Source organism: Mucilaginibacter panaciglaebae, from assembly GCF_039539265.1.
In the GTDB taxonomy this organism is placed as follows: domain Bacteria; phylum Bacteroidota; class Bacteroidia; order Sphingobacteriales; family Sphingobacteriaceae; genus Mucilaginibacter; species Mucilaginibacter panaciglaebae.
Genome location: NZ_BAABCV010000009.1, coordinates 211135 through 234106, shown reverse-complemented (window position 1 = coordinate 234106; position 22972 = coordinate 211135). Strand labels below are relative to the sequence as shown.

General features: G+C 44.0%; 19 protein-coding genes. 11 read left to right on the top strand and 8 right to left on the bottom strand.

Annotated elements, in window-relative coordinates; all coding sequences use genetic code 11:
* Positions 1-3: 3 nt before the first annotated feature.
* Together ABD772_RS13825 and ABD772_RS13820 are read left to right on the top strand one after the other, a co-directional pair.
* Complete coding sequence (locus tag ABD772_RS13825) at positions 4-618, top strand: hypothetical protein (protein ID WP_345105525.1); 615 nt, start codon at positions 4-6, stop codon at positions 616-618.
* A gap of 111 nt (positions 619-729) precedes the next feature.
* Complete coding sequence (locus ABD772_RS13820; protein WP_345105523.1) at positions 730-981, top strand: hypothetical protein; 252 nt, start codon at positions 730-732, stop codon at positions 979-981.
* Here the strand turns inward: ABD772_RS13820 and recO are convergent, their stop codons facing one another.
* On the bottom strand, positions 982-1707 hold the full coding sequence (gene recO, locus ABD772_RS13815) for a DNA repair protein RecO (RefSeq protein WP_345105519.1): 726 nt from the start codon (positions 1705-1707) through the stop codon (positions 982-984).
* Positions 1697-2062, bottom strand: a complete 366-nt coding sequence (locus ABD772_RS13810) for a diacylglycerol kinase (RefSeq protein ID WP_345105516.1) — start codon at positions 2060-2062, stop codon at positions 1697-1699. Before ABD772_RS13810 ends, recO begins: the two co-directional genes overlap by 11 nt.
* 398 nt (positions 2063-2460) lie before the next feature.
* On the opposite strand from ABD772_RS13810, the gene ileS reads away from it, so the two are divergent.
* The 5 genes from ileS (at position 2461) to ABD772_RS13785 (ending at position 9510) form a co-directional block, all read left to right on the top strand.
* Positions 2461-6072 (top strand): isoleucine--tRNA ligase, encoded by a 3612-nt coding sequence (gene ileS, locus ABD772_RS13805; RefSeq protein ID WP_345105513.1) that lies wholly within the window; start codon positions 2461-2463, stop codon positions 6070-6072.
* Positions 6069-6452: a TraR/DksA family transcriptional regulator gene (locus ABD772_RS13800; protein WP_345105510.1), complete on the top strand. Its 384-nt coding sequence runs from the start codon at positions 6069-6071 to the stop codon at positions 6450-6452. The genes ileS and ABD772_RS13800 overlap by 4 nt, the downstream gene beginning before the upstream one ends.
* On the top strand, positions 6453-7058 hold the full coding sequence (locus ABD772_RS13795; protein ID WP_345105507.1) for a lipoprotein signal peptidase: 606 nt from the start codon (positions 6453-6455) through the stop codon (positions 7056-7058). It begins immediately after the preceding gene.
* A 607-nt stretch (positions 7059-7665) separates the two neighbouring features.
* Entirely contained in the window at positions 7666-8973 is a 1308-nt protein-coding gene (locus ABD772_RS13790) for an ammonium transporter (RefSeq protein ID WP_345105504.1), read from the top strand.
* A gap of 171 nt (positions 8974-9144) precedes the next feature.
* On the top strand, positions 9145-9510 hold the full coding sequence (locus ABD772_RS13785; protein WP_345105501.1) for a hypothetical protein: 366 nt from the start codon (positions 9145-9147) through the stop codon (positions 9508-9510).
* A gap of 520 nt (positions 9511-10030) precedes the next feature.
* Here the strand turns inward: ABD772_RS13785 and ABD772_RS13780 are convergent.
* Positions 10031-11974 carry a DUF6600 domain-containing protein gene (locus ABD772_RS13780; protein ID WP_345105498.1) on the bottom strand — a complete coding sequence of 648 codons (1944 nt, stop codon included), beginning with the start codon at positions 11972-11974 and terminating at the stop codon, positions 10031-10033.
* 232 nt (positions 11975-12206) lie between these two features.
* On the opposite strand from ABD772_RS13780, the gene ABD772_RS13775 reads away from it, so the two are divergent.
* Positions 12207-13172, top strand: a complete 966-nt coding sequence (locus ABD772_RS13775; protein WP_345105495.1) for an isopenicillin N synthase family dioxygenase — start codon at positions 12207-12209, stop codon at positions 13170-13172.
* A 65-nt stretch (positions 13173-13237) separates the two neighbouring features.
* Here ABD772_RS13775 and ABD772_RS13770 read toward each other — a convergent pair whose 3' ends face one another.
* The 3 genes from ABD772_RS13770 to tilS form a co-directional block, all read right to left on the bottom strand.
* Positions 13238-14548 (bottom strand): DUF3472 domain-containing protein, encoded by a 1311-nt coding sequence (locus ABD772_RS13770; protein ID WP_345105492.1) that lies wholly within the window; start codon positions 14546-14548, stop codon positions 13238-13240.
* A gap of 22 nt (positions 14549-14570) precedes the next feature.
* A complete protein-coding gene (locus ABD772_RS13765; protein ID WP_345105489.1) occupies positions 14571-15059 on the bottom strand; it encodes a hypothetical protein in 489 nt (162 codons plus the stop codon).
* A gap of 79 nt (positions 15060-15138) precedes the next feature.
* Positions 15139-16476, bottom strand: coding sequence for a tRNA lysidine(34) synthetase TilS (tilS, locus tag ABD772_RS13760; protein WP_345105485.1), 1338 nt, complete (start codon positions 16474-16476; stop codon positions 15139-15141).
* 50 nt (positions 16477-16526) lie between these two features.
* Between tilS and ABD772_RS13755 the strand changes: the two genes are divergently transcribed.
* Entirely contained in the window at positions 16527-19205 is a 2679-nt protein-coding gene (locus tag ABD772_RS13755; RefSeq protein WP_345105482.1) for an OstA-like protein, read from the top strand.
* Here ABD772_RS13755 and ABD772_RS13750 read toward each other — a convergent pair.
* Positions 19202-19780 carry a non-canonical purine NTP diphosphatase gene (locus ABD772_RS13750; protein ID WP_345105479.1) on the bottom strand — a complete coding sequence of 193 codons (579 nt, stop codon included), beginning with the start codon at positions 19778-19780 and terminating at the stop codon, positions 19202-19204. The genes ABD772_RS13755 and ABD772_RS13750 overlap by 4 nt on opposite strands.
* Before the next feature lies 1 nt (position 19781).
* Positions 19782-20369 carry a hypothetical protein gene (locus ABD772_RS13745; RefSeq protein WP_345105475.1) on the bottom strand — a complete coding sequence of 196 codons (588 nt, stop codon included), beginning with the start codon at positions 20367-20369 and terminating at the stop codon, positions 19782-19784.
* Positions 20370-20541: 172 nt separating this feature from the next.
* On the opposite strand from ABD772_RS13745, the gene ABD772_RS13740 reads away from it, so the two are divergent.
* On the top strand, positions 20542-21933 hold the full coding sequence (locus ABD772_RS13740) for a peptidylprolyl isomerase (RefSeq protein WP_345105473.1): 1392 nt from the start codon (positions 20542-20544) through the stop codon (positions 21931-21933).
* A gap of 10 nt (positions 21934-21943) precedes the next feature.
* Positions 21944-22906, top strand: coding sequence for an AAA family ATPase (locus ABD772_RS13735; protein WP_345105470.1), 963 nt, complete (start codon positions 21944-21946; stop codon positions 22904-22906).
* The last annotated feature ends 66 nt before the right edge of the window (positions 22907-22972 follow it).

The following is a 22972-nucleotide window of genomic DNA, read 5'->3' as shown; positions in this document are numbered from 1 at the left end:
TATATGAAGAAACTGATACTTTTAGTTTGGTCAACGTTACTGATCAATTATGTTTTTGCGCAGCATGTTGCCATTCCACAGTTTAAATCTAATTCATCCACGAGCGACAATCCATTTCCATCCATTAAAAATTATGATCTGATGCTGGCCTGCCGCGCTTACGATGGCATAGCTCATCAATTGATATTTAATATATTGGTTTTAAAAAGCGGTCACTGGCAAAAGCTAAACGGCACTATACCTGCGCAAAGCGTACCATTATCGGTAGATGAACCTTCATTAAAACCCCTCGAAACTACCGATGCCGAATGCAACGCGCTGTTAACCGGTTTAACCGGCGCTCATTTATTTACAATTGAGGACGACAATACCTTACCTAAATGTAATGAAACCATCGAAGTAATAAACGGTGCCAGACAAACTGTTGTCCATAGCATTGAAGATGGCCCCGAATATCGAATCTGGATAGCAACACCTAAAAAAGTAAGATACCTGTATTATGCATCGCCTACGTTTTTTGCTCAATATTGTCCAAATAACAAAGACCGGGTTGACATAGTAAAAATTGTAGAATTGTTTACCAAAAACTGGCCGGTGCAAATGAGCAATTATAATTAACATGTAATTTCTTGTCAGTGGGGTTTGTGTCAGGACTTTTGCCAGAATCACTTGCCCGGCAATCAAAACCATTGGACGGCTTGTGATGTTATATGAATAAAACAACACACCATGATTGAGCCTAAAGACACAATACCAGCAGAAAGAGATGGCAAATACCAGTTCGAGATCAGTTATTCCGGTCGCGAATTAATTTGCCAGGTAGTAAAAGAACACGATTTACTGCATGTCACTATAGACGAAAATTTAACCGCCGAGCTAAAAATTAACAACAACGGCTCGCTTACTCAAACCGGCGGCTCACAACTGCCAGATTCATCTATCGACTTTATTAAAAAGAAAGTACTGGGCTTGCAAGCTTAGTCAGCCCAATACCTCTTCTAATATTTCGTGCGAGTGGATATTACCAAAGCCTTCAATATGCATTGCATAATACTCCAGCAACTTAGCGATAAGGTAGCGGCGTTCATCGTTGCTAAACTTCAGGTTAGGTAAATTTTCAAAACTACATTGTAACAGCTTGCTAAAATTCTGTGTATGCGGCGGCGAGAGATATAGTAAGCCCTCGGGTTTGTATTTAATAAATATACCATTTTTTAAATCGAAATAATCGGCCTCATTATCCTGGTACCTGTCGGGATAAAAGCCCAGGTACCGGGTAAGCTGTATCAAAAAAAGTAGGTGAAAATTAGCTAAACCTGTAGTTTGATGATCCAGCCATTCAATAGCGCTGAACACAAAGTCAAACAGGTTCTCATCGGCTGTTTGCTGGCGTACAGATTTATACAGCACCTCATTCAAAAACAAGGCCATGCTACTTTTAATTACATCATACGGAATACTTTGAAGTAACGGCGAAGTTTTCAGCTCCGATATCCGCTGCACGTTACCTGAACTTTTATGATACACCACAAGGTGGAGCAAATGCAATGGCTGCAGCATATTGCGGCTTATCTTTGCTTTAGGCTTTTTAACCCCGTTAATGATGTACGATTGCAATCCGAGTTTCTCTGTAAATATCTGGGTAATAACGCTACTCTCGCCATAATCAGTAGTCTTAAGTACAATACCCCGCGTTTTATGCAGCATGGATGAGCAATAATATTTTGGGTAAGAAAATAACCGCGCCGGCAACCAGCGCAAACAGCGCCGCAATAACAACCGCTGCCGCACCCATGTCCTTAACGTGGCCGGCCATTTTATTGTATTCGGGCGATACCAGGTCTGTTAAAAATTCAAGCGCAGTGTTAAGCAGCTCGGCCATGAGCACCAGGGCTATGCAGAAGCCAATCCACAACCACTCGTTGGCAGCAATATGCAAGGCATACCCCGTGTAAACGGAAATTAGCGCCGCCACCAAATGTACTCTGAAGTTGAGCTGTGTTTTTGCGGCATGCGCCAATCCGCTAAATGCGTAGCCAAACCCCCGGATAAACTTTTTCATTGATCAAATTTAGGGAAAAGAAATGAACGGCGCATGTGTTAAAGGGAGGCGCAATGTATTGCGCCTTTACACATGGTTCAGCATGTGTGATCCACGTGCGAATGTGTATCAATTTGGATCAGTTGGATCACCATAAAAATTCAATATACTGACAATAAGGTAATTACATTTTGGCATCAGAAGAATTGGATCACTTTGGATCACTTTTTATAACTTATATGTCTTTTTTTGGATCAAGCACTTTTGACTGACCGAAGGGAACACCATTATTGCAAATTGCGACGCAAAATAAATTGAGATGCAAAATAAGGCTGTCACAATTTCACCCTATAATGCATACTTTTTCGTTCTAAATTACCTATTTTTGCAACCTCTAAAATTTGAGGGGTAAAAGATTAATGTACAAGGAATACAAGCAGTTAAATTTATCGCAGACAGGCAAAGATGTTTTAGAGTTCTGGAAACAGAATAACATTTTCGAAAAAAGCATCAGCAGTCGCCCTGCCGGCAAACCGTATACATTTTATGAAGGCCCGCCAAGTGCCAACGGCATGCCGGGCATTCACCACGTAATGGCGCGTGCCATTAAGGATATTTTTTGCCGCTATAAAACACTGAAGGGTTTCCAGGTAAAACGTAAAGGCGGCTGGGACACCCACGGCCTGCCTATTGAGCTGGCTGTTGAGAAAGCTTTAGGTATTACCAAAGACGATATCGGCAAAAAAATATCTGTTAAAGCGTATAATGAAGCCTGCCGCAAGGAGGTGATGCGCTATACCGATATCTGGAACGACCTGACCGAAAAAATGGGTTATTGGGTTGATCTTGAAAATCCGTATATCACTTATAAAAACGAATATATTGAGTCGCTTTGGTGGATACTAAAGGAGCTTTATAAAAAAGACCTGTTGTATAAAGGTTATACCATTCAGCCTTACTCACCAAAATCGGGCACGGGCCTAAGCTCGCACGAGCTGAACCAGCCGGGCACTTATAAAATGGTGAAGGATACTACCATTACCGCGCAGTTTAAAGTTAAGCGCGATGATAAATCGGCATTTTTGTTTGAAAATATCAATACCGATCTGTTCATCCTGGCCTGGACAACTACCCCATGGACTTTGCCGTCAAACAGTGCATTAGCTGTTGGCGAAAAGATCGAATACGTTAAAATAGCTACCTTCAACCCTTATACCTATGAGCCAATCACCGTTATTTTGGCTCAGGATCTGGTTGGCAAATTATTTAAAGCCGATGGTCAGAGTGCCTCTTTTGATGATTACAAAGGCGGGGACAAGATCATCCCCTGGGAAATAAAAGAAACTTATACCGGCGCTCAGTTGGTTGGCGTTAACTACGAGCAGTTATTGCCATACGTAACCAACGACGATCTGGCTCAAAACGGTTTCCGTGTTATTCCGGGCGATTTTGTGACTACCGGGGATGGTACCGGCATAGTACACATTGCCCCAACTTTTGGTGGCGATGACTTTAGAGTAGCTAAAGAAGCCGGCGTACCTGCTGTTTTGGTGAAAGATGAAAACGGCAAAGATGTTCCGCTGGTTGACCGCCAGGGCCGCTTTGTAAATGAGGTGACCGACTTTGCCGGACGCTATGTTAAAGAAGAATATTATACCGCCGAAGAGCGCGCGCAGCCCGACTTTAAACCGACTGACGTTCTGATTTCGATCAAATTAAAAACCGAAAACAGAGCTTTTGACGTAAAAAAATACGAACACAGTTACCCTCATTCATGGCGTAGCGACGAGCCAATTCTGTACTATCCCCTGGATAGCTGGTTTATACGCACCACAGCCCTGAAGGATAAAATGGTGGAGCTGAACAAAACCATCAACTGGAAACCAGAGTCGACCGGGACCGGCCGTTTTGGCAACTGGCTGGAGAACCTGGTAGACTGGAATCTGTCGCGTTCACGCTACTGGGGTACCCCACTACCTATCTGGCGTTGCGATGCTACATTTGTGCCGAAACCAGAGATCTGTATCGGCAGCATTGAAGAATTAAAAAAAGAAGGCATCTATTTTTACTTTGAAGATGCTAAACAATACTTTTTGCAACATACCGGGGCAGAAATAATGGAATTTCTTTCGATCCCGCCTGACGAGGATTCTGAAGAAGATCTGGACACTATTCAGCAGCTTCAAGCCGGTCTTAAAAAGGGCAGTTTAGAATTAAGGAATTTCATTGACTTTTGCCCGAACAGAGATGTCCTGGTTAAAAAGTTCTCGACCTCTGTTGACGAGTTTTTTGCGAAAGAAAATATTGAAATGGATCTGCACAGACCTTATGTAGATAACATCATCTTTTCAAAATTTTTTAATGGAGAAGCTTATTATTATTACAGAGAGGCCGACCTGATTGACGTTTGGTTTGACAGTGGCGCCATGCCTTATGCGCAATGGCATTTCCCATTTGAGCATAAAGAAGAATTTAAAAACGCATACCCGGCCGACTTCATTGCCGAAGGGGTTGACCAAACCCGGGGCTGGTTTTTTACCCTGCATGCTATTGCGGTAATGCTAAGCGAAACCAGCGACGAGATCAAAGCCATCAATGCGCAGGTAGACAATAAAGGAATATCATTTAAAAACGTTATCTCAAACGGCTTGGTGCTTGATAAAAACGGCAACAAAATGTCCAAACGTCTGGGTAATGGTGTAGATCCGTTCGAGACTATTGAGCAGTTTGGCGCCGATGCGCCGCGCTGGTACATGATCAGCAACGCTGCGCCATGGGACAACCTGAAATTTAACGCAGATGGTATCGATGAGGTTCGGCGTAAGTTTTTTGGCACCTTATATAATACGTATACATTCTTTGTGATGTATGCTAACATAGATAAGTTCGCCTACAGCGAGCCGGATATCCCAATCCAGGACCGGCCTGAAATTGACCGCTGGATCATCTCTTTATTAAATACACTGAGCAAAGAAGTCGATGGTTTTTATGCCGATTTCGAGCCTACCAAGGCTGCCCGTGCTATCCAGGATTTTGTAGATGTAAACCTGAGTAACTGGTTTGTGCGCCTGAGCCGTCGTCGTTTCTGGAAGTCGGACGACTCGGAAGACAAGTTATCAGCTTACCAGACTTTATACACTTGTTTAATAACCGTCGCTAAGCTAATGTCGCCTATTGCGCCATTCTTTGCCGAGCGTTTATATACCGATTTAAACAGCGTAACCCAAAAAGAGCCGTTCGAATCGGTTCACCTCGCTTACTTTCCTGATTACAATGCCGCCCTGGTAAATGAGGCTTTGGAAGAGCGTATGCAACTGGCTCAGGACATCTCGTCATTGGTACTGTCGCTGCGTAAAAAAGTGGGTATTAATGTGCGCCAGCCATTAAGCAAAATTTTATTACCGATACTTGATATAGAATTCGAGCAACAAGTTGACCAGGTTAAAGAACTGATCCTCTCAGAAACCAATATCAAGGATATTGAATACATTACCGATACCGCCGGCTTTATTAAAAAGAAAATCAAACCAAACTTCAAGGCTCTTGGCGCTAAGGTTGGTAAGGATATGAAGGTGGTTGCCGACATCATCAGTAACTTTAGTCAGGAAGATATCGTTAAACTGGAAACCGAGGGCTCAATATTAATATTGGATGATAAGTATTCAGTACTACTTAGCGACGTAGAAATCATTGCCGAGGATGTTCCGGGATGGCAGGTAGCAAATTTAGGAAAACTAACCGTGGCTTTAGATGTTACCATAACCGACGAATTAAAGGAGGAAGGAATATCTCGCGAGTTAATAAACCGAATACAGAACCTACGCAAAAACAATGGCTTCGAAGTTACGGACAGGATAACTGTAAGACTATCAGATAGCCTGTTGATAAGCCGCGCCCTAAATAACAATTTATCCTATATTAGTGCAGAAATCTTAGCCGATAATATAGTGGTTGATAACCAAATCAATGATGGCGAAACAACCACAATTGATGATAATGAAATAATAATTGCTATTAATAAAGTAATATGAAAGTAGAAAACGAAAAAACCAGATATAGCGATTCTGAGTTAAAAGAATTCAAAGAACTGTTATTAGATAAATTAAACAGTGCCAAAGAAGAGTTGAATGCCTTAGCCTCATCATTAAGCGCACCAAATGCTAACGGTACGGACGACACTGCCGGTACTTATAAAACGCTGGAAGATGGGTCAGCTACATTAGAGAAAGAGCAGATCAACCAATTAGCTGCCCGTCAGAAAAAATTTATTGAGCAGTTAGAAGCGGCTTTAGTGCGTATTGAAAATAAAACTTACGGTATTTGTCGCGAAACCGGCAAACTGATTCCTAAAGAGCGTTTACGAGCCGTACCGCATACTACCCTTACCATGGAAGCCAAATTAAAGCAATAAATGAAGGCTGTTTATATAAAACCTTTTTTAACTGCTTTATTAATTATTATTGCCGACCAGGCAATTAAAATCTGGGTTCACTCGCACATGTATCAGGGCCAGGAAATCAAATTTCTGGGTGACCACGGCATGCTGCATTATACCGAAAATAATGGCATGGCATTCGGCATGGAACTGGGAGGCGACTGGGGTAAATTAACCCTTACGCTTTTCAGAATTATTGCGGTTGCAGGCATAGGTTATGGTATAGTTTACCTTATCAAACATAAATATCATCGCGGACTAATCATGAACGGCGCGCTGATACTGGCCGGAGCAGTAGGCAATATCATTGATTCTACCTTTTATGGTGTCATCTATCGCTACGCGCCGTTGTTTCATGGCCGGGTGGTAGACATGTTCTATTTCCCATTGATATCGGGCAATTTCCCGCAATGGTTTCCTATCTGGGGTGGCGAGGATTTCATTTTCTTCCGCCCTGTGTTTAACCTGGCCGATGCTTCGATATCGGTAGGAGTTATTTTGATATTGATCTTTCAAAAACACTACTTTAAACACGAAACACCTGAAGCCAGCGCTCCAAACAGCGAAATGGTAGAGGAATAAATCAAACCATTCATTGTTTAAATACTTAAAGCCGCTTTATGCGGCTTTTTTATTTTTGCGCGTTCTTTTTTTACACTATCTTCCGTAATCATAAGTATAAAATTGTCTTTTGTCTATCATTAAGTTATTATTATATTATTTATTCCATAATAAATTTGCGAAAAGACAAATGGAATAAAAATATATCGACAAAACCGAAACAAGAAGTTATAATAAATCAATAAATGTCAAGATTTATATAAATTTTTATCCATTTTATTATGAAAACCAAAATGTATTGTTAATTTAGCAAAGCAATCAATCAAATCATAGCGTTCTTTTATAGATTTTTTATAATTCTGTTAAATATTTCAGGCATATTAATGCCAAAAATGACAAACTCGATTTTACTTAACCTAATTAAACTATGATTTTAAAAACCCTCTTTCAAAAACCCTTAATGGATATGTTATCGGATATATCCCGACAGGCAAACCCAAATCCATCCGGACATCGTTATCGTCCCGGCATTTGATTCAGGCAACCGGTTTTAACTGCGCGCCTAAATCTTCAAGTTCGTATTCAAACAATCACTTATTAATTATTAAATCACGTTAGCAATTCCGATATGAAAAAATTTGTACCCTTTGGCATTCTCATCATTGTAGTTATCCTGGCATTTGCCTTTCCGGGTAACTTTGTAGCAACACCCGCTGCAACCACGCTAAACAAGGCCGATATAGCCTGGATGCTTATCGCAACCGCATTGGTATTATTAATGACACCCGGCCTGGCCTTCTTTTATGGCGGCATGGTTAGCAAAAAGAACGTTATCTCAACCATGCTGCAAAGCTTTGTCTGCATGGGCCTGATCACCATTATCTGGGTAGTTTTTGGGTTTAGCCTTGCATTTGGCCAGGACGTGGGCGGCGCCGGCATTATCGGCAACCCGGGTTCGTTCTTTATGATGCAGCATACTTTGGGCGTAGCCTGGCTGGGCGGCACCATTCCTGTTATATTGTTTGCTATGTTTCAGTTAAAGTTTGCGGTAATTACTCCGGCATTAATCACGGGCGCATTCGCCGAGCGTATTCGCTTCAATTCTTATTTGATCTTTATCACGCTGTTTATTGTCTTTATCTATGCGCCGCTGGCGCACGCAACCTGGCACCCTGAGGGCATCTTCTACAAAATGGGCGTATTAGACTTTGCCGGCGGTACTGTGGTGCATATGTCGGCGGGCTGGGCAGCTTTGGCGTCGGCTTTATATCTTAAAAAACGCACCGAGATCCCAGAGTCGCACGCTCCGGCACGTATAAGCTATGTTATCTTAGGTACCGGTTTATTATGGTTCGGCTGGTTTGGTTTTAACGCAGGCTCTGCCTTAGGCGCAAATGAGTTAGCTTCAACCGCACTAGCTACTACGACCACAGCATCAGCTGCGGCTGCTATGTCATGGGTTTTCTTTGATATATTAAGAGGGAAAAAGCCATCGGCATTAGGCGCTTGTATTGGCGCGGTGGTAGGCCTGGTAGCTATAACACCTGCTGCGGGTTACGTTACTGTATCGCAATCGTTAATTGTAGGTATTGTTGCTGCGGTTGTAAGTAACCTGGTAGTTATCTGGAGAAGCAGAACCAACATCGACGATACGCTTGACGTATTTCCTTGTCACGGCGTGGGTGGCATGATGGGTATGCTGATGACCGGCATTTTTGCCACTAAAAGTGTAAACAGCGCAGGGGCCAACGGCTTGTTTTTTGGCGAAACCAGCTTGTTTGTTAAACATCTTATAGCTTTAGTTGCCGTATCGGTATTTGCTTTTGTCGGATCATTTATCCTTCTAAAAGTTACCGATATGATCAGCACACTGCGTGTAACCCCTGAAGAAGAGATTACAGGTCTTGACATCAGCCAGCACGACGAAGAACTTTGATCAACATATAATATATCGTCCGGCTGGGCAACACTCAGCCGGGCCTTTTACTGCCTCTTAAAATCAGTCAATCAATGCAGATAGAAAGAGCTGTTAATAAATTAAAAAAGAAGATTATTAACCAAAAAACAAATAGTTTTTCTAAATTTAGCCTATTAGCGTATTGTTTTAATGAGATTTGACACAAAACATTTCTTAAAGCTATCTATCCTGCTGCTGGTTTGCTGGGCCTTTTTTACAGGCCAGGCCAAACCCTTTGCGTCTGCTTATCAACACAATCATAATACAAAAATTTCTAGGGTTTTCAGGGCTTATAACCTGCCTGCTAATCCTTTAATTAAATTTAATCTGGCAGGCAACAACCAGGAAGCTATACGCCAGCTTCACAAAGTAAACAGCCCCGTTTATGCGGCTTACCTGGTGCCGCAAAACGCTACTGCCTGTATCAGGTATTTTAACTTCTTCTCCGGATATAACGATCACAGATATACGCTTCAAAACGCTGACTTTCTGTTTCCTTTCCATGTCTTTTGGTAGCACCGAAAGATTTCTGTTAGTTAATTGAATTGTTGCAGGAGTGCTTTACAGCCAAGCGCACCTAACTAACAGACATCTCGCCAATCATCCCTCTTGCTTTTATCAGCAAAGTTTACAGCACCCGATATTAATCAGCCTTCTGAATGATCTTTTATTGGCAAGCCTTACAAGCATCTATTTTAGATTTGATTGATTGCTACAACAATACTAACTATAGGTACAAAAATTGTAAGTATGGGCCTTCACCAGGTTGATTGCTTCGCCGGTTAAAAGGATTTCACTTAATAGTAGGATAGGCTGGTCCTGATAGAGGATCAGCCTTATTAAAGTTTTGTCGCTACCGTAAATTACAAGTGATGTACAAGAATTTAACAAATTTAGCTGGCGCTGTAACTCAAACATAGTAATGCTGCAGCCCGATATTTTAAAGAGCTTTAATCGTTTGTTGTTGATCGGTTAAATGTGAGAGCCTGCCACCTGTTAATTCAGGAGCAGGCTTTTTTCACATTATACCATTACATTATTGAGGCCTGCGCTCAGGCGGACGACGATGCTGCTGCTGTGCCTGCTGCTGTTGCGCCTGGCGTTGCTGATCGGCCTGACGCTGAGCAGCTTGTTGTTGTGCCTGTTGCTGTTGGGCCTGGCGCTGCTGATCAGCCTGACGCTGAGCAGCTTGTTGTTGTGCCTGCTGCTGTTGCGCCTGGCGCTGTTGATCGGCCTGACGCTGAGCAGCTTGTTGTTGTGCCTGCTGCTGTTGCGCCTGGCGTTGCTGATCGGCCTGACGCTGCGCGGCCTGCTGTTGCGCCTGGCGTTGTTGATCAGCCTGACGCTGTGCGGCCTGTTGTTGCTGCCTTTGTTGTCCAAATTGCGCACCACGTTGTTGTGTCTGCTGATTTTCCTGCTGTTGCTGGGTGGCTTGCTGCGCCTGGCGTTGCTGCCTCTGCTGTTCAAATTGCGCGCGGCGTTGTTGCTGCACCTGCTGTTGCTGCGCCTGTTGCTGGTCGCGCTGCTGTTGGGCGGCTTGTTGAGTAGCCTGCTGTTGCTGGGTGGCTTGCTGCGCCTGGCGTTGCTGCCTCTGCTGTTCAAATTGCGCGCGGCGTTGTTGCTGCACCTGCTGTTGCTGTGCCTGTTGCTGGTCGCGCTGCTGCTGGGCGGCTTGTTGAGCAGCCTGTTGTTGCTGCGCCTGATGCTGGTCGCGCTGCTGCTGGGCGGCTTGTTGAGCAGCCTGTTGTTGCTGGGTGGCTTGCTGTAAATCCTGATGCGCTTGCCCGCGAGCTTGATTTTGCTGGATGGCCTGTTGTTGAGCCTCACGCTGCTGCCTTTGCTGCGGCGTATTGTTTCCCTCCTGTATGCGTGGCGGCGTTACATTTGGCCTGTTCTCCCGGCGACCACGATAAAGCGGCCTTGTTATTACATTATTGTTTTGTTGAGGCTGACTTGCCCGATTTTGTTGTGTTGAATTTGCATTGCCTCTTTGTAACTGCTCAACATTACCTGTTGGCTGCGGACGGCGTTGTGGCGCTTGTACCGGCTGCTGATTAGGCCGCGTTGCAGACTGGCCATTTATCCGCACAATATTGGTGTTGGGGTTTGAGCTACGGGCCTCCATAGCAAGCCTTTGCGCGTTATTACGGCTAAAAGTTAAGCTTCCTCCTCCACGGGCTATACGCTGATTAGGGTTTTGTTGTTGATAAGCTTTGCCGTCAACCACACGTTGAGGGCGCGCATCACCTGACCGGCTTATATTTGGCCTGAAAATACTGACCGTTTTAGTACCCACTGTAATGCCTGGCCGGCTTGCATCGGTAACTGTATAAACCTTTGGCCTGCGGTGTGTATACCTTTCTATATCTGTAGCACGCGGCCCCCCTATATATTGATGCCCATTGCGGACAAATACATTGTTAACTACCGTGGTGTGGCGAATAACATTTGCTACCCTGTTGTGAGGAATATAGTAATTATAGATACTTTGATTGTTGATATAAGCCGCCGGTGCAAATGCCCAATAATCGTAATAGTTACCGCTGCCGATAGATCCGCTGAAATCCACGTCGGGTGACAGCGGAGCCCAACCATAATAACCGTCGCCCGACCGCCAGCTCACCCAGGCAGGAGCCCACTCGTAGCCAGGTATCCACTCCCATCCATAATAGTCGTCAAAGCGCCAGCGGCCGTAGTGAAAGGTAGCCCATCCCCAGGCATAGTCAGACACCCAGGTATTGCCATATTCGGTCATCACCCAATACCCTCCGGTTTGATACGGTCTAAAACTTTCGTCGATATCGGGTAGCCAAACATCGCCATAATTATTATCATAAACCCAGGTACCATATGGCGCCAGGGCGTCATAAAAATCCTGTTCGGTAATTGCTTCATCCTGGGCCGAAGTTATGCGTGGGGCCGCAACTATCAGCAATATCGCCAACAAGCTTATTCCCCATATTTTTTTTACGATTTTCATACCATTAAGTTTTTGAGGTGTAAGATTTGGGTTCATTATTTCGACTATTAAAATATAAAACGTTTAGTTGGCCAATTGTTTTGTTACATATCCATGGCAAACCTAAATCACCAAAAAACAAAGCCTCTTGTTTAATTGGTTACACAAATAGGTCAGCGCCGTCAACAAACTTTTCCACCTTTACATTAAACCATATTTATTTCGATAATTTTACGTTTTATCATTATACACTATGAGCACAGAAGTAAATATTCCACGCCTTGACCTAAATACCTATATTAACGGTGGTGATGCCGAGCGTAAACAATTTTCGGAGGCTATTGGTAAGGCTTTTAATGAAACCGGTTTTGTTACCATCACCAACCATGGTTTGAGCAAACAACTGATAGACGATTTATATACACAGGTTAAAGCCCTTTTTGCCTTACCCGATGATGTAAAATCAAGCTATGAGATACCTGAGCTGGCAGGTCAGCGCGGCTACACAGGTAAGGGCAAAGAAACCGCCAAAGGTTTTAAAACGCCCGATTTGAAAGAGTTTTGGCAAATAGGCCAAACTATTGAAGGCGATGATAAACTGAAAGAACAGTATCCTGACAACCTCCAGGTAAAAGAGTTGCCGAAATTTAATGAGGTTACTTTAGAGGTTTATAGAAAGCTGGAAGCTGCGGGTAAGGAATTGCTGCGCGCTATTGCGGTATACTTAGGCCTTGATGAGCACTACTTTGACGACAAGGTAAATAATGGTAATTCTATATTGCGCACGCTGCACTATTTCCCTATTGAAAACCCGGATGCCGTGCCTGCTGATGCCGTTCGCGCCGGAGCACATGAGGACATTAATCTTATTACGTTGCTGATAGGCGCCAGTGCCGACGGCCTTGAATTGCTTACCCGCGATGGTAAATGGTTCCCGGTAAAAGCGCATGGCGAAGACCTGGTAGTAAACGTAGGCGACATGCTGCAACGCTTAACTAATAACAAGCTAAAATCAACCACTCACCGTGTGGTTAACCCACCACGCGAGCTGATGAAGTTTTCCCGCTATTCGGTGCCCTTCTTTCTGCACCCTAAGTCTGATATGGATCTGACCTCGCTTCCATCAACTATTGATGCCGAACATCCTAAAATATATAGCGACATCACTGCAGGCGAATACCTGGATGAGCGCTTACGTGAAATTGGATTGAAAAAATAACCAGCAAATTTCAACTCATTTCAACCAGCCGTCATACTCCACCGGGACATGACGGCTGTGTTGTTTTAGGGGAGTTTATTGAAATCAATTTCGGGGGGCGTCCTTAAATTGTGAGTATCCGTATTAAATCGGGTATTTAGCGGTGTAAAATCGTTAAAGAACCCACCATTAAGCAGATAAAACCCTTTGGAGTCTGGCTTGCCCGCATAATCTTTACGATAATTGATCTTTGCCGTTGCATCGCCGGTAAATGTTGCAAAATACACCGGGCTCCATTTGCCTTCAATATCTATCGTCCATTGATTGGCAAATAATGCCATACGGGTTTTATCGCCGTTTTCCGGATCAAAATTTTCGACAAATGAATGCAGGCCTTTTAAATAAGAGCCGGATTGCGGACGCTTAAAGCAGGCTATGAGTTGCCACTGCCCCTTTTCCTTTGGTTTAAAATAAGCAGTATAGATAGTTGTTTCGGCAGCGATATCGCCCTGAGCATGTACCAAAAAACAATAGGTTTTGCCTGCCACCCAAGGATACAGCGTATAGCTTTGCCCGCCCGAACCTTCTCCGCCAAACTCACCGGCATGAACAGCATCTCCCTTTTTAAGCAGCTGTACCTTCATATTATCGGGTATGCTCTTGGGGTCATTAGTCTCATATGGGCTCCATACCGAAAACAGCAACCGCCGCTCAGTTGCCGAATTAACCTGCATGCCGAAATAACCACCGCTAAATCCATCGGCCATAAAATAGGACCCGGCGATATCCCTCCCGACCGGGACGGTCACTTCGTTATAAAACCATTCGATAGGTTTATTGGGCACCTCATAATTCAGATGAACGGACGGGCCGCGGCGACCCCAATAAAAATAATTACCCCGGTTATTATGCACGTACGCCGCGCCGCGCCCCAGGGCAGGGCCGGTTAATACCAAGTCTGACACTGCCGCAAAAACATCCCCGGTTTTAGCAAGACCTACCAACTGGATTTTCAAGTATCCGGGTTTATGAATGTTAATCTCACCAAAATCAACCCGTTTAAAATCCGGGCTGCCTGAAACCGTTTTGGTCAGGGTTTCGCCCAAAAATTTAATGGCTATCTTACTTTCGCCCAATGGCACCTGCAAATTTAGCCCTACATTTAATTTGCCGCCGGTTTCGACACGCACATATACATATGCTGTGTCACGCGCCGACGTCCAGCTAACCAAACCGGCATTTTTGATCGCCGCACGGGCGTTGGGGCCAACCCAGGCGTTACCGCCTAATGGAATAATAATAGTGGAATCGTTGCCCTGCGCAAAAGATTTACCCGGCACAAACCACAACACCGCAGCTAACATCGTCATCATGTTAACAGTCAGTTTACGGCTCATATCAAAAAGAGATTTTAAGCAGTTATAACTTATCGCCGGTTTCGGCTTTGATAGCGCGGTACAGCTCATAAGGGTGTTGCGAGCCAATGATATAAACCAGTCCGTCACGATCCGTCAGGTGTACTGCATTTCTGCCGGCTGCAAAAAAACGAATGGTGCCTTTGCTATGCAGATTATAAACCGGATTATTAAAAAGATAACGGCTGTAAGGAGCAACCTCGGCTTTAACGATACTATTCAGGTCGATTTTTACCAGGCGGGTTGTCCACAAGCCATTTAAAAAAATGCTTTTATTTTCGACGCGGGTTCTGAAATGCAGCAAGAACCCCATTATGATGCAGATGATCAGGATGGCAAAGCCAACCACCGCCAGCAGGTCGCCGGTTTTGTCCCCTACATCGGTGAAAGTATAGGCTGCAAAACAAAAAATAGCCAATACCAGGCGTATACATAATGGAATAAACTCGCGGCCGAGGTATTGATTTTCGGTAAAAACTACTTTTTCGCTCATCTCTTTAATTTGAGATTTGAAGATATGGGAATTGAAACGATCGCACGATTTTCAAATCCTCAATTAACACAACTTCAAATCAACCTGCTTTATATAGTTCGAAGATAGTTACTTTTTTGGTGTTTTCTGTTACTTTATAACGATCGTCGGGCCGATAGCCTCCAATCCATATCACATCGCCATTGCCGTTAATCACCAGTGGTATCTGTGTTTTTTGATGTACCGGTATTTTAAGACCGATGAAAAAATCGCTCAGCTTTTTGCGCGTTTTCATCCCCAGCGGATAAAAACTATCGCTTTGCTCCCAGGCACGAATGCTGAGGGGATAAACCAATTTAGCTGCATCTATCGACACCACCATGGGGTTATCTTTAATAATGACCGGCGCTTCGTCGTGCAAAATATTAAGTCTGTAACCACCGTAAATTGCCGTCCTTTCCATTTCTGAAATGCTTACCACTTGATGAACAGGTTTATCTAACGGCGCAATGATCAGCTTGTCGCGGTCAAGTATCAACCTAAAAATTGCCGACTCAAACACCCGGCCCGAATGCTTATTCAACGATGAGATCAGATCATCAATCGTCGTCTCATTAAAACCGTAGGGTTGTAAGAGTTTAAACAGCAACAAGCGCTGCGGATTTAAAGCTTTAACTGCCGATATTCGAATGTGAATTTCACCACCCGTTTGCGTTAGTAAGCCCGCCTTCAACTCGGCTATGCGCAGATCCAATAAAGTTTCCAGATCTTTAAAGCGCTCCAGGTTGTTTTGAAAAGTATTTTCAAGTGCCGGATTTAATTCGCGCAGTTTCGGGATTACTTCATGCCGCAGTTTATTGCGTGCATATTTGGTTGACGCGTTTGAGCTATCTTCAACATATTCAAGGCCATTGTCATTAATAAGCTGTTCAATTTCCTCGCGGTTCAAAAATAAAAGTGGCCTTACCAGTGCGCCATTTTTTGGCAAAATACCATGCATGCCGGCTATACCCGTGCCGCGTACCAGGTTTAACAATATTGTTTCAATTGCGTCGTTTTGGTGATGCGCAAGCGCAATAGCGGTGTATTGATTTTGTTGCCTCAGTTGTTCAAACCAGTTGTACCGCAGCTCACGCGCGGCCATCTGAATAGAAACCTTGTTTTCGGTGGCGTATTTTTGGGTATTAAAATTGATGGTGTGAAAAGGGATATTATTTTGATTGGCTAATGCTGCGCAAAAGGCCTGGTCGGCGATGGCGTCATTACCTCTTAGTTGAAAATTGCAATGGGCAATGGCAAATTGATAACCGGCCGCTTTTAGTAAATGCACCATTAAAACAGAGTCCATACCACCGCTAACTGCTGCCAGGACAGTTCCGTTGTAGTCAAATAGACGATTCTGTTCAATAAAACGGGTGAATTGTTGAAGCGGAAGCATCGTCAAAATTATTAATTTAATAACCCCGACAAAAAACTAATTTTGCAGTAGTGAATAAATACGTCTTAAGTTTCTTTTTTTTGCTGGCGACTTTGTCAGTTTTGGGCCAAAGCAAATCAAGGGTTAACCTAATTAGCTCAACCACTTTACGATCAGCGCCGGGCCCAAATGGCAGCCGTATCATCAAAGTACACAATGGCGTCTTTAAACAAGACTACTCTACCCTAACTTCAGACAGCGCTTATTTCTACCCGGACCAAAATATGGTCGATGCCTTTGGTCATGTGGTCATAAATCAGGGCGATACGGTACATATTTACTCAGACAAGCTCAATTATAACGGCAACACCAAGATAGCGGTACTTACAGACCACGTAATAATGGTGGATAAGGACGCTACACTCACTACCAATAATTTCACTTACAATACAGCTACCCGCATAGGCACCTATGTCGATGGTGGTAAACTGGTTAACAAGGATAACACCTTAACCAGTAAAAACGGCTATTATTTTGCTTTTACCCGCGATGCATATTTCAGGTACGATGTGGTTTGTAAAACCCCCGATGCGGTAATTAAAACCGATACTATGCGGTATAACTCGGGTACACGCATTAATTATTTTTACGGGCCTACTATTATTACGGGGAAAGATAAAGACAATCTGTATACGGAAAACGGGACTTACAATACCATTTTAAAGCAGGCTGCCTTTGGCAAAAATAACCTGTACACCAGCAAAACCAAGTCGCTCAAAGGCGATAGCTTGTATTATGACCGCCTTAAGGGTTATGGCCGCGCTGTCAAACACGTAATTTTTACTGATACCGAGCAAAAAACTACCCTTTTGGGCGATTTTGGCGAGTATTTTAAAAGCAATGAGGAGGCAATTGTAACCCAAAACGCCTACATGATATTTGTGACCGAGGATAGCGTTAAAACGACCTCAACGGACACCGCAAAGGCCGGAGGCAACCTCAGGTTGGTTAAGGCCGATAGCCTGCGCAAATTAATACCGGGCGCTAAAACATTCATGCCAGGAGCGAAAAAGGCGGCTATTGATTCATTAGTTAAAAATAATAAAGACGCTGTAGACAGCTTGAGCAAAGCTGTAAAAAAACTAAACCCAACCAATGTAGCTGATAAAAAGCTAACGCTGCAAGGGATAAAAGATTCAGTGACCAGGCAGCTACCTAAAGCCCAAAATATGGGCGGGGCCGGCAAAGCGCCGGTGTCGAAAAAGCGGGCGGCGGCGGTCATTGCCCCTGTTATGCAGGGAAAACCTATTCCTAAATTGGAGACGCCTGTTTACCGCTTCGCCGATACGGCAAAAGCCAAGCCTAAACTGAATTCTAACATTCGTTATGATTCCTTATTTATGGCTGGCGACACATTCAAGACACGGATGATCACCTTTAAGGATTTTAAGCTGCTGAAAAAGCGCCAGTACGAATTAGCCCATCCGGACACCACTATTAAAAAAACGGCGGCAGCTGCAAAAACAACAAAGCCCGAAGTTTCTGCTAAACCATCAAAGTATATTGAGCCTCTGCCGTTCTCGATAGCGATAGATACGGCTTTCCGGTACTACGACTATTTTGCCGGTATGCCAAGCCCCTGGGCAAACATCAGGGTATTGACATTGCCCCCTCCGAGGCAGCCCGCTTCAATGGCTTCGGGCGCAGGTAAGGTTGCTGCTCCAAAACCGACAGCGAGCGATTCGCTTAAAATCAAACAAAAGGCCGATTCGCTGACGGCTGTAGCGGCGGCAAAAGAAATGCCTGATACTACCCGCATCAGGATTGTGAATGTGTATAATCACGCCAAGATCTTTAAGTCTGACCTGCAGGCTAAAGCCGATTCAATGTTCTATTCGAGCGCCGACTCTACTATCCGCATGTATGTCAACCCGATGATCTGGACACAGAAATCGCAGTTATCCGGCGATACCATCAACTTGCAGATGAAGCATAAAAAGCTGGACAACCTTGATATGTTCCCGTCGGCCTTTATTGTCAACATCGAAAAAAATGACTCCACGCATTTTAACCAGGCCGCCGGCAAATTCATGCATGGTACGTTTAAAAATGGCAAACTAAGCGCCTTTACCATCATAGGCAATGCCGAAACCATTTATTTTAAGCGCGATACCGTTAAAAATGTAGTGACCGATATGTCGCATACACAAAGCGGGAGGGCGTATTTTAACTTTGAAAATGGGGAGATAAGCAGCATCGCCTTTAATGAAAAATATGAAGCGAAAGGCATTCCGATGGGAAAAGTTAAAGAAGAGGATAAAATACTAAAAGGATTTATCTGGAAACCTAAGGATAGGCCTGCATCCAAGGCGGCAATTTTATCGCATCGTAATACCAAAGCGGCTGCCATGAAAAAAGGGGCAGCCAAATCTGGTACGGATAAGACTGCCATTAAAAAACCGGGGGCAGCTAAAGCGTCCGCAGATTCTACTGATGTCAAATCTGCCGCAGACAGTTTGACCGGTGAATCTGCAGGTGCTAAAACAACGACCGATAGCCTCGACAAAAAATTACAGCAATTAAATCAACTGCGATTAAAACGGGGCTTGGCACCGCTGGTTAGACCCGGCACTGCCAAACCTAACACACCACGCGATACGGTTCAAAGCGCTCCGGCCATAAAAAACAGTGGTGATAGTGTACGCAGAGATACTTCGCCGTTAAAGAAGCCGGCTATCACAAAGCATTAAAACTTATTTAAGAATTCAGCGAGTTTTTCTACAGCGATAGCGCGGTGGCTGATATTATTTTTTTCTTGCAGGCTCATTTCAGCAAAAGTTATATGGTAGCCATCGGGCTGAAAAATGGGATCATAACCAAATCCGCCATTGCCACTTGGTTCCATGCGGATGGTACCTTCAACCGCCCCGTCAAAAAAACGCTCTTCGCCGTTCCAAATCAATGAAATCACCGTACGGAAACGCGCCGTGCGATCAGACTTATCTTTCAGGTTATTTAAAACTTTGGCAATATTAGCAGCATGATCGCCATGCTTGCCAGCATAGCGCGCCGAGTAGACACCCGGCTCTCCGCCAAGGGCATCTATTTCCAGGCCGCTGTCATCGCCAAAACAATTAACCTGATATTTATCATAAATAAATCTGCTTTTAATGGCTGCATTTTCGGCAAAGGTTAGGCCGGTTTCTTCAATATCATCGTGGCAATTAATATCGTCGAGGCTGAGTAGTTCAATGCGTCCCGCCAGTTTGGCTTGTATTTCTTCAAGCTTATGTGCATTGTTGGTGGCAAATACCAGTTGTTGCATATTACAGGTTTTTCATCTGATCCCAAAAGGCTTTTTTGTTATCGGTGCTTGTCATCATCTCATCAAAACTAAAACTATACAGCAATGTATAATCTGGCATTTGTTTAAGTTGATTTAGCGGCGGTAGATCTAACCCGGAAGGTATCGCACTTTTACCTAATAACAGCACCTTTTCAGGCGTAAAATAGTTCAATATTTCATTCCAATCGTTAACTGCATTTTTGGCTGTATTAAATATAGCCACATCGTCCAGTTCAAACCCCTTCCGTTTCAGGATATTTTGGAGAGCTGTTAAATGTTCGTTGGCTATAAAATCCAGGTCAGGATAATGAGTGAAAATTAAAAACGCCTTTTTGTTTGTCCCCAGGTAATAAAACGATAAAACGGGCGCTTGTACCATAGGCTCTGCCTCGGATTGTGCAGCAGGCGGCACCAGGCCTGCTTCTTCAACAGGTTTAATAGCTGTTTCGGCTACAGGTGTTTCCACAAGCTGTGTAACAGCGGTGCTTTTAAATGACTTTTCGTCCGGCAAAAGATAAATTTCATCCTGAAAAATGTATTTTAATGCTGCTGGGTGCTCTGCCTTCACTTTAACAAATTTTAACCAAAAATAGTTAAAGTGTTTGATGCTTTATTGGCATATTCGCATAATTATAAAACCATAGATATTAAAAGACTGGGTTTTACAGTTATATATTGATAAATTTTCCCGAAATTCGGGCGTTTTACAGGCACTGCCTGTTGGTATTTAAAAAGTATAAATGAGAAAGTTTGGGTTAGTAGTTTTAGGTATTGTTTTGTTTACTACCGTTGCCACTGCGCAACGCAAAATACAATTAGATAAAATTGTTGCGGTTATAGGCAATAGCATTGTACTGCAGTCTGATATAGAAGGCATGAATGCCCAGGCGCTGTATCAAGGCCAGCACGTTGATAAATGTGTACTGGTGCAAGATCAGATATCAACCAAAATATTAGTACAACAGGCGGCTATTGACAGTATAGAGGTTAAAGATGACGAGATAGATGCAGAGATTGACCGGCGTGTGCGTTACTCTTTACAACGCGCTGGCGGGCAGGATCGCCTGGAGCAATTGCTGGGTCGTTCCTTATTACAGTACAAAGAAGAGATCAGGCCCGATGTAAGGGAAATGTTGATTGCCCAACGCATGCGTCAGCACATTACAGAGAAGCTGAACACTACCCCGCAGGACGTAAGAGATTATTTCAGAAAATTACCCAAAGACAGCCTGCCAACCTTTAACAAGGAGGTTGAGGTTGCCGAGATTGTATTTGAGCCGAAACTAACTAAACAAGAAAAAGATGTTTATCGCGACAAGGCACAAGACTTGTTAGACCGTGTTAAAAAAGGTGACGACTTTGGCGCTTTGGCAACTGCGTATTCGCAAGACCCTGGCACGGCCTCACAGGGTGGTGATGATGGTTTTATTGACCGTAATATGTACGTGAAAGAATTTACCGGCTGGGCGTTCAGATTAAAAGCCGGCGAATTATCACCGGTATTCGAATCGCCCGATTATGGCTTTTTCTTTCTGCAGGTATTAGAACGCCGCGGCGAGCAGGTACACACACGGCACATATTGATTGCGCCACCAATTACCCCCGAAAGTCTGGACCGCGCAAAAGGTCGCGCCGATACTATTTATAACCTATTGGATAAAAACCGAAAGGTTGACTTTTTTGCAAGCGCGGCATCATTTTATTCGGATAACAAAGAAACCAAATACAATGGCGGTTTGCTGATGACCTCAGAAGGTGTTGAAAACCGCACCAGCTTTATCCCCACCGACAAACTTGATCCGCAGGTTGAAGCGGTTATTGACACCATGAAGGTTGGTGGCATATCAAAACCGGTATTATTTACTGATCGCCAGGGCAAAAAAAGCTATCGTATATTTTATCTTAAGTCGGTAGTTGATGCGCATAAAGCTAATTTGGAGCAAGACTTTGCCAAGATTAAAGACTATGCCACTGCCGACAAAGTAAACCGCACTATAGCCGACTGGTTCGCAAAAAAAAGAAAAGATACCTATATCAGGGTTGATCCGCAGTTTCAGAGTGGCTGCCCCGTGCTGAAGAACTGGGCATCGCCAGAACAACCTCAACCAGCGGTTAGCAGCCAGGCACAATAAACCTTAAACTATGCAACACCAATCCGACGTAGAAGCAGCAGACGCGCTAAAGCAGGCTTATCAGAAAATACGCGCTGAAATAAGTAACGTAATTGTCGGGCAGGATGAGGTGGTAAAATTTGTGCTGATCTCTATTTTCAGCAATGGGCATTGTTTACTGGTTGGTGTACCCGGATTGGCCAAGACCTTATTGGTACAAACCATATCGCAGGTGCTTGACCTGGACTTTAACCGCATACAATTTACGCCCGATCTGATGCCGTCCGACATCATCGGCTCAGAAATATTGGGCGAGGATAGAAATTTTAAATTTATAGCAGGGCCGGTATTTTCAAACATCATCCTGGCCGACGAGATTAACCGTACGCCGCCAAAAACGCAGGCAGCTTTATTAGAAGCTATGCAGGAAAAAGCGGTTACCGCTGCGGGTATTACACATAAGCTGGCTCAGCCGTTCTTTGTACTGGCTACCCAAAACCCTATAGAACAAGAAGGCACGTACCCATTACCCGAAGCGCAGTTGGACCGTTTTATGTTCAAGGTATCACTAAATTACCCGTCGTTTAAAGAAGAGCTGGAGATTGTAAAAAACACCACCAGCACGCTAAATCAAACGGTAGAAAAGGTATTGAACGCCGAGCAGATAATGTATTTCCAGCAGCTGGTAAGAAACATCCCGGTAGCAGACAATGTATTGGAATACGCCGTTAAGCTGGTTTCCAAAACCCGGCCTGACGGCGAATTAGCGGCACCTGATGTAAAACGTCTGTTAAACTGGGGCGCAGGCCCCCGGGCATCGCAATTCCTGATCCTGGGTGCTAAATGCCATGCGGTTATTAACGGCAAATACTCGCCGGATATTGAGGACGTAAAAGCCGTAGCTAAACCTATCCTGAGCCATCGTATCGTTCGCAGCTATCATGCCGAGGCAGAGGGATTGTCGACAGATGATATAATTGAGCGATTGTTTTAGTTGAAGATTGGTTATTAGAGATTAAAGATTGGTATACTATTTTATAAAAGAAAAGCGGCTTACTTT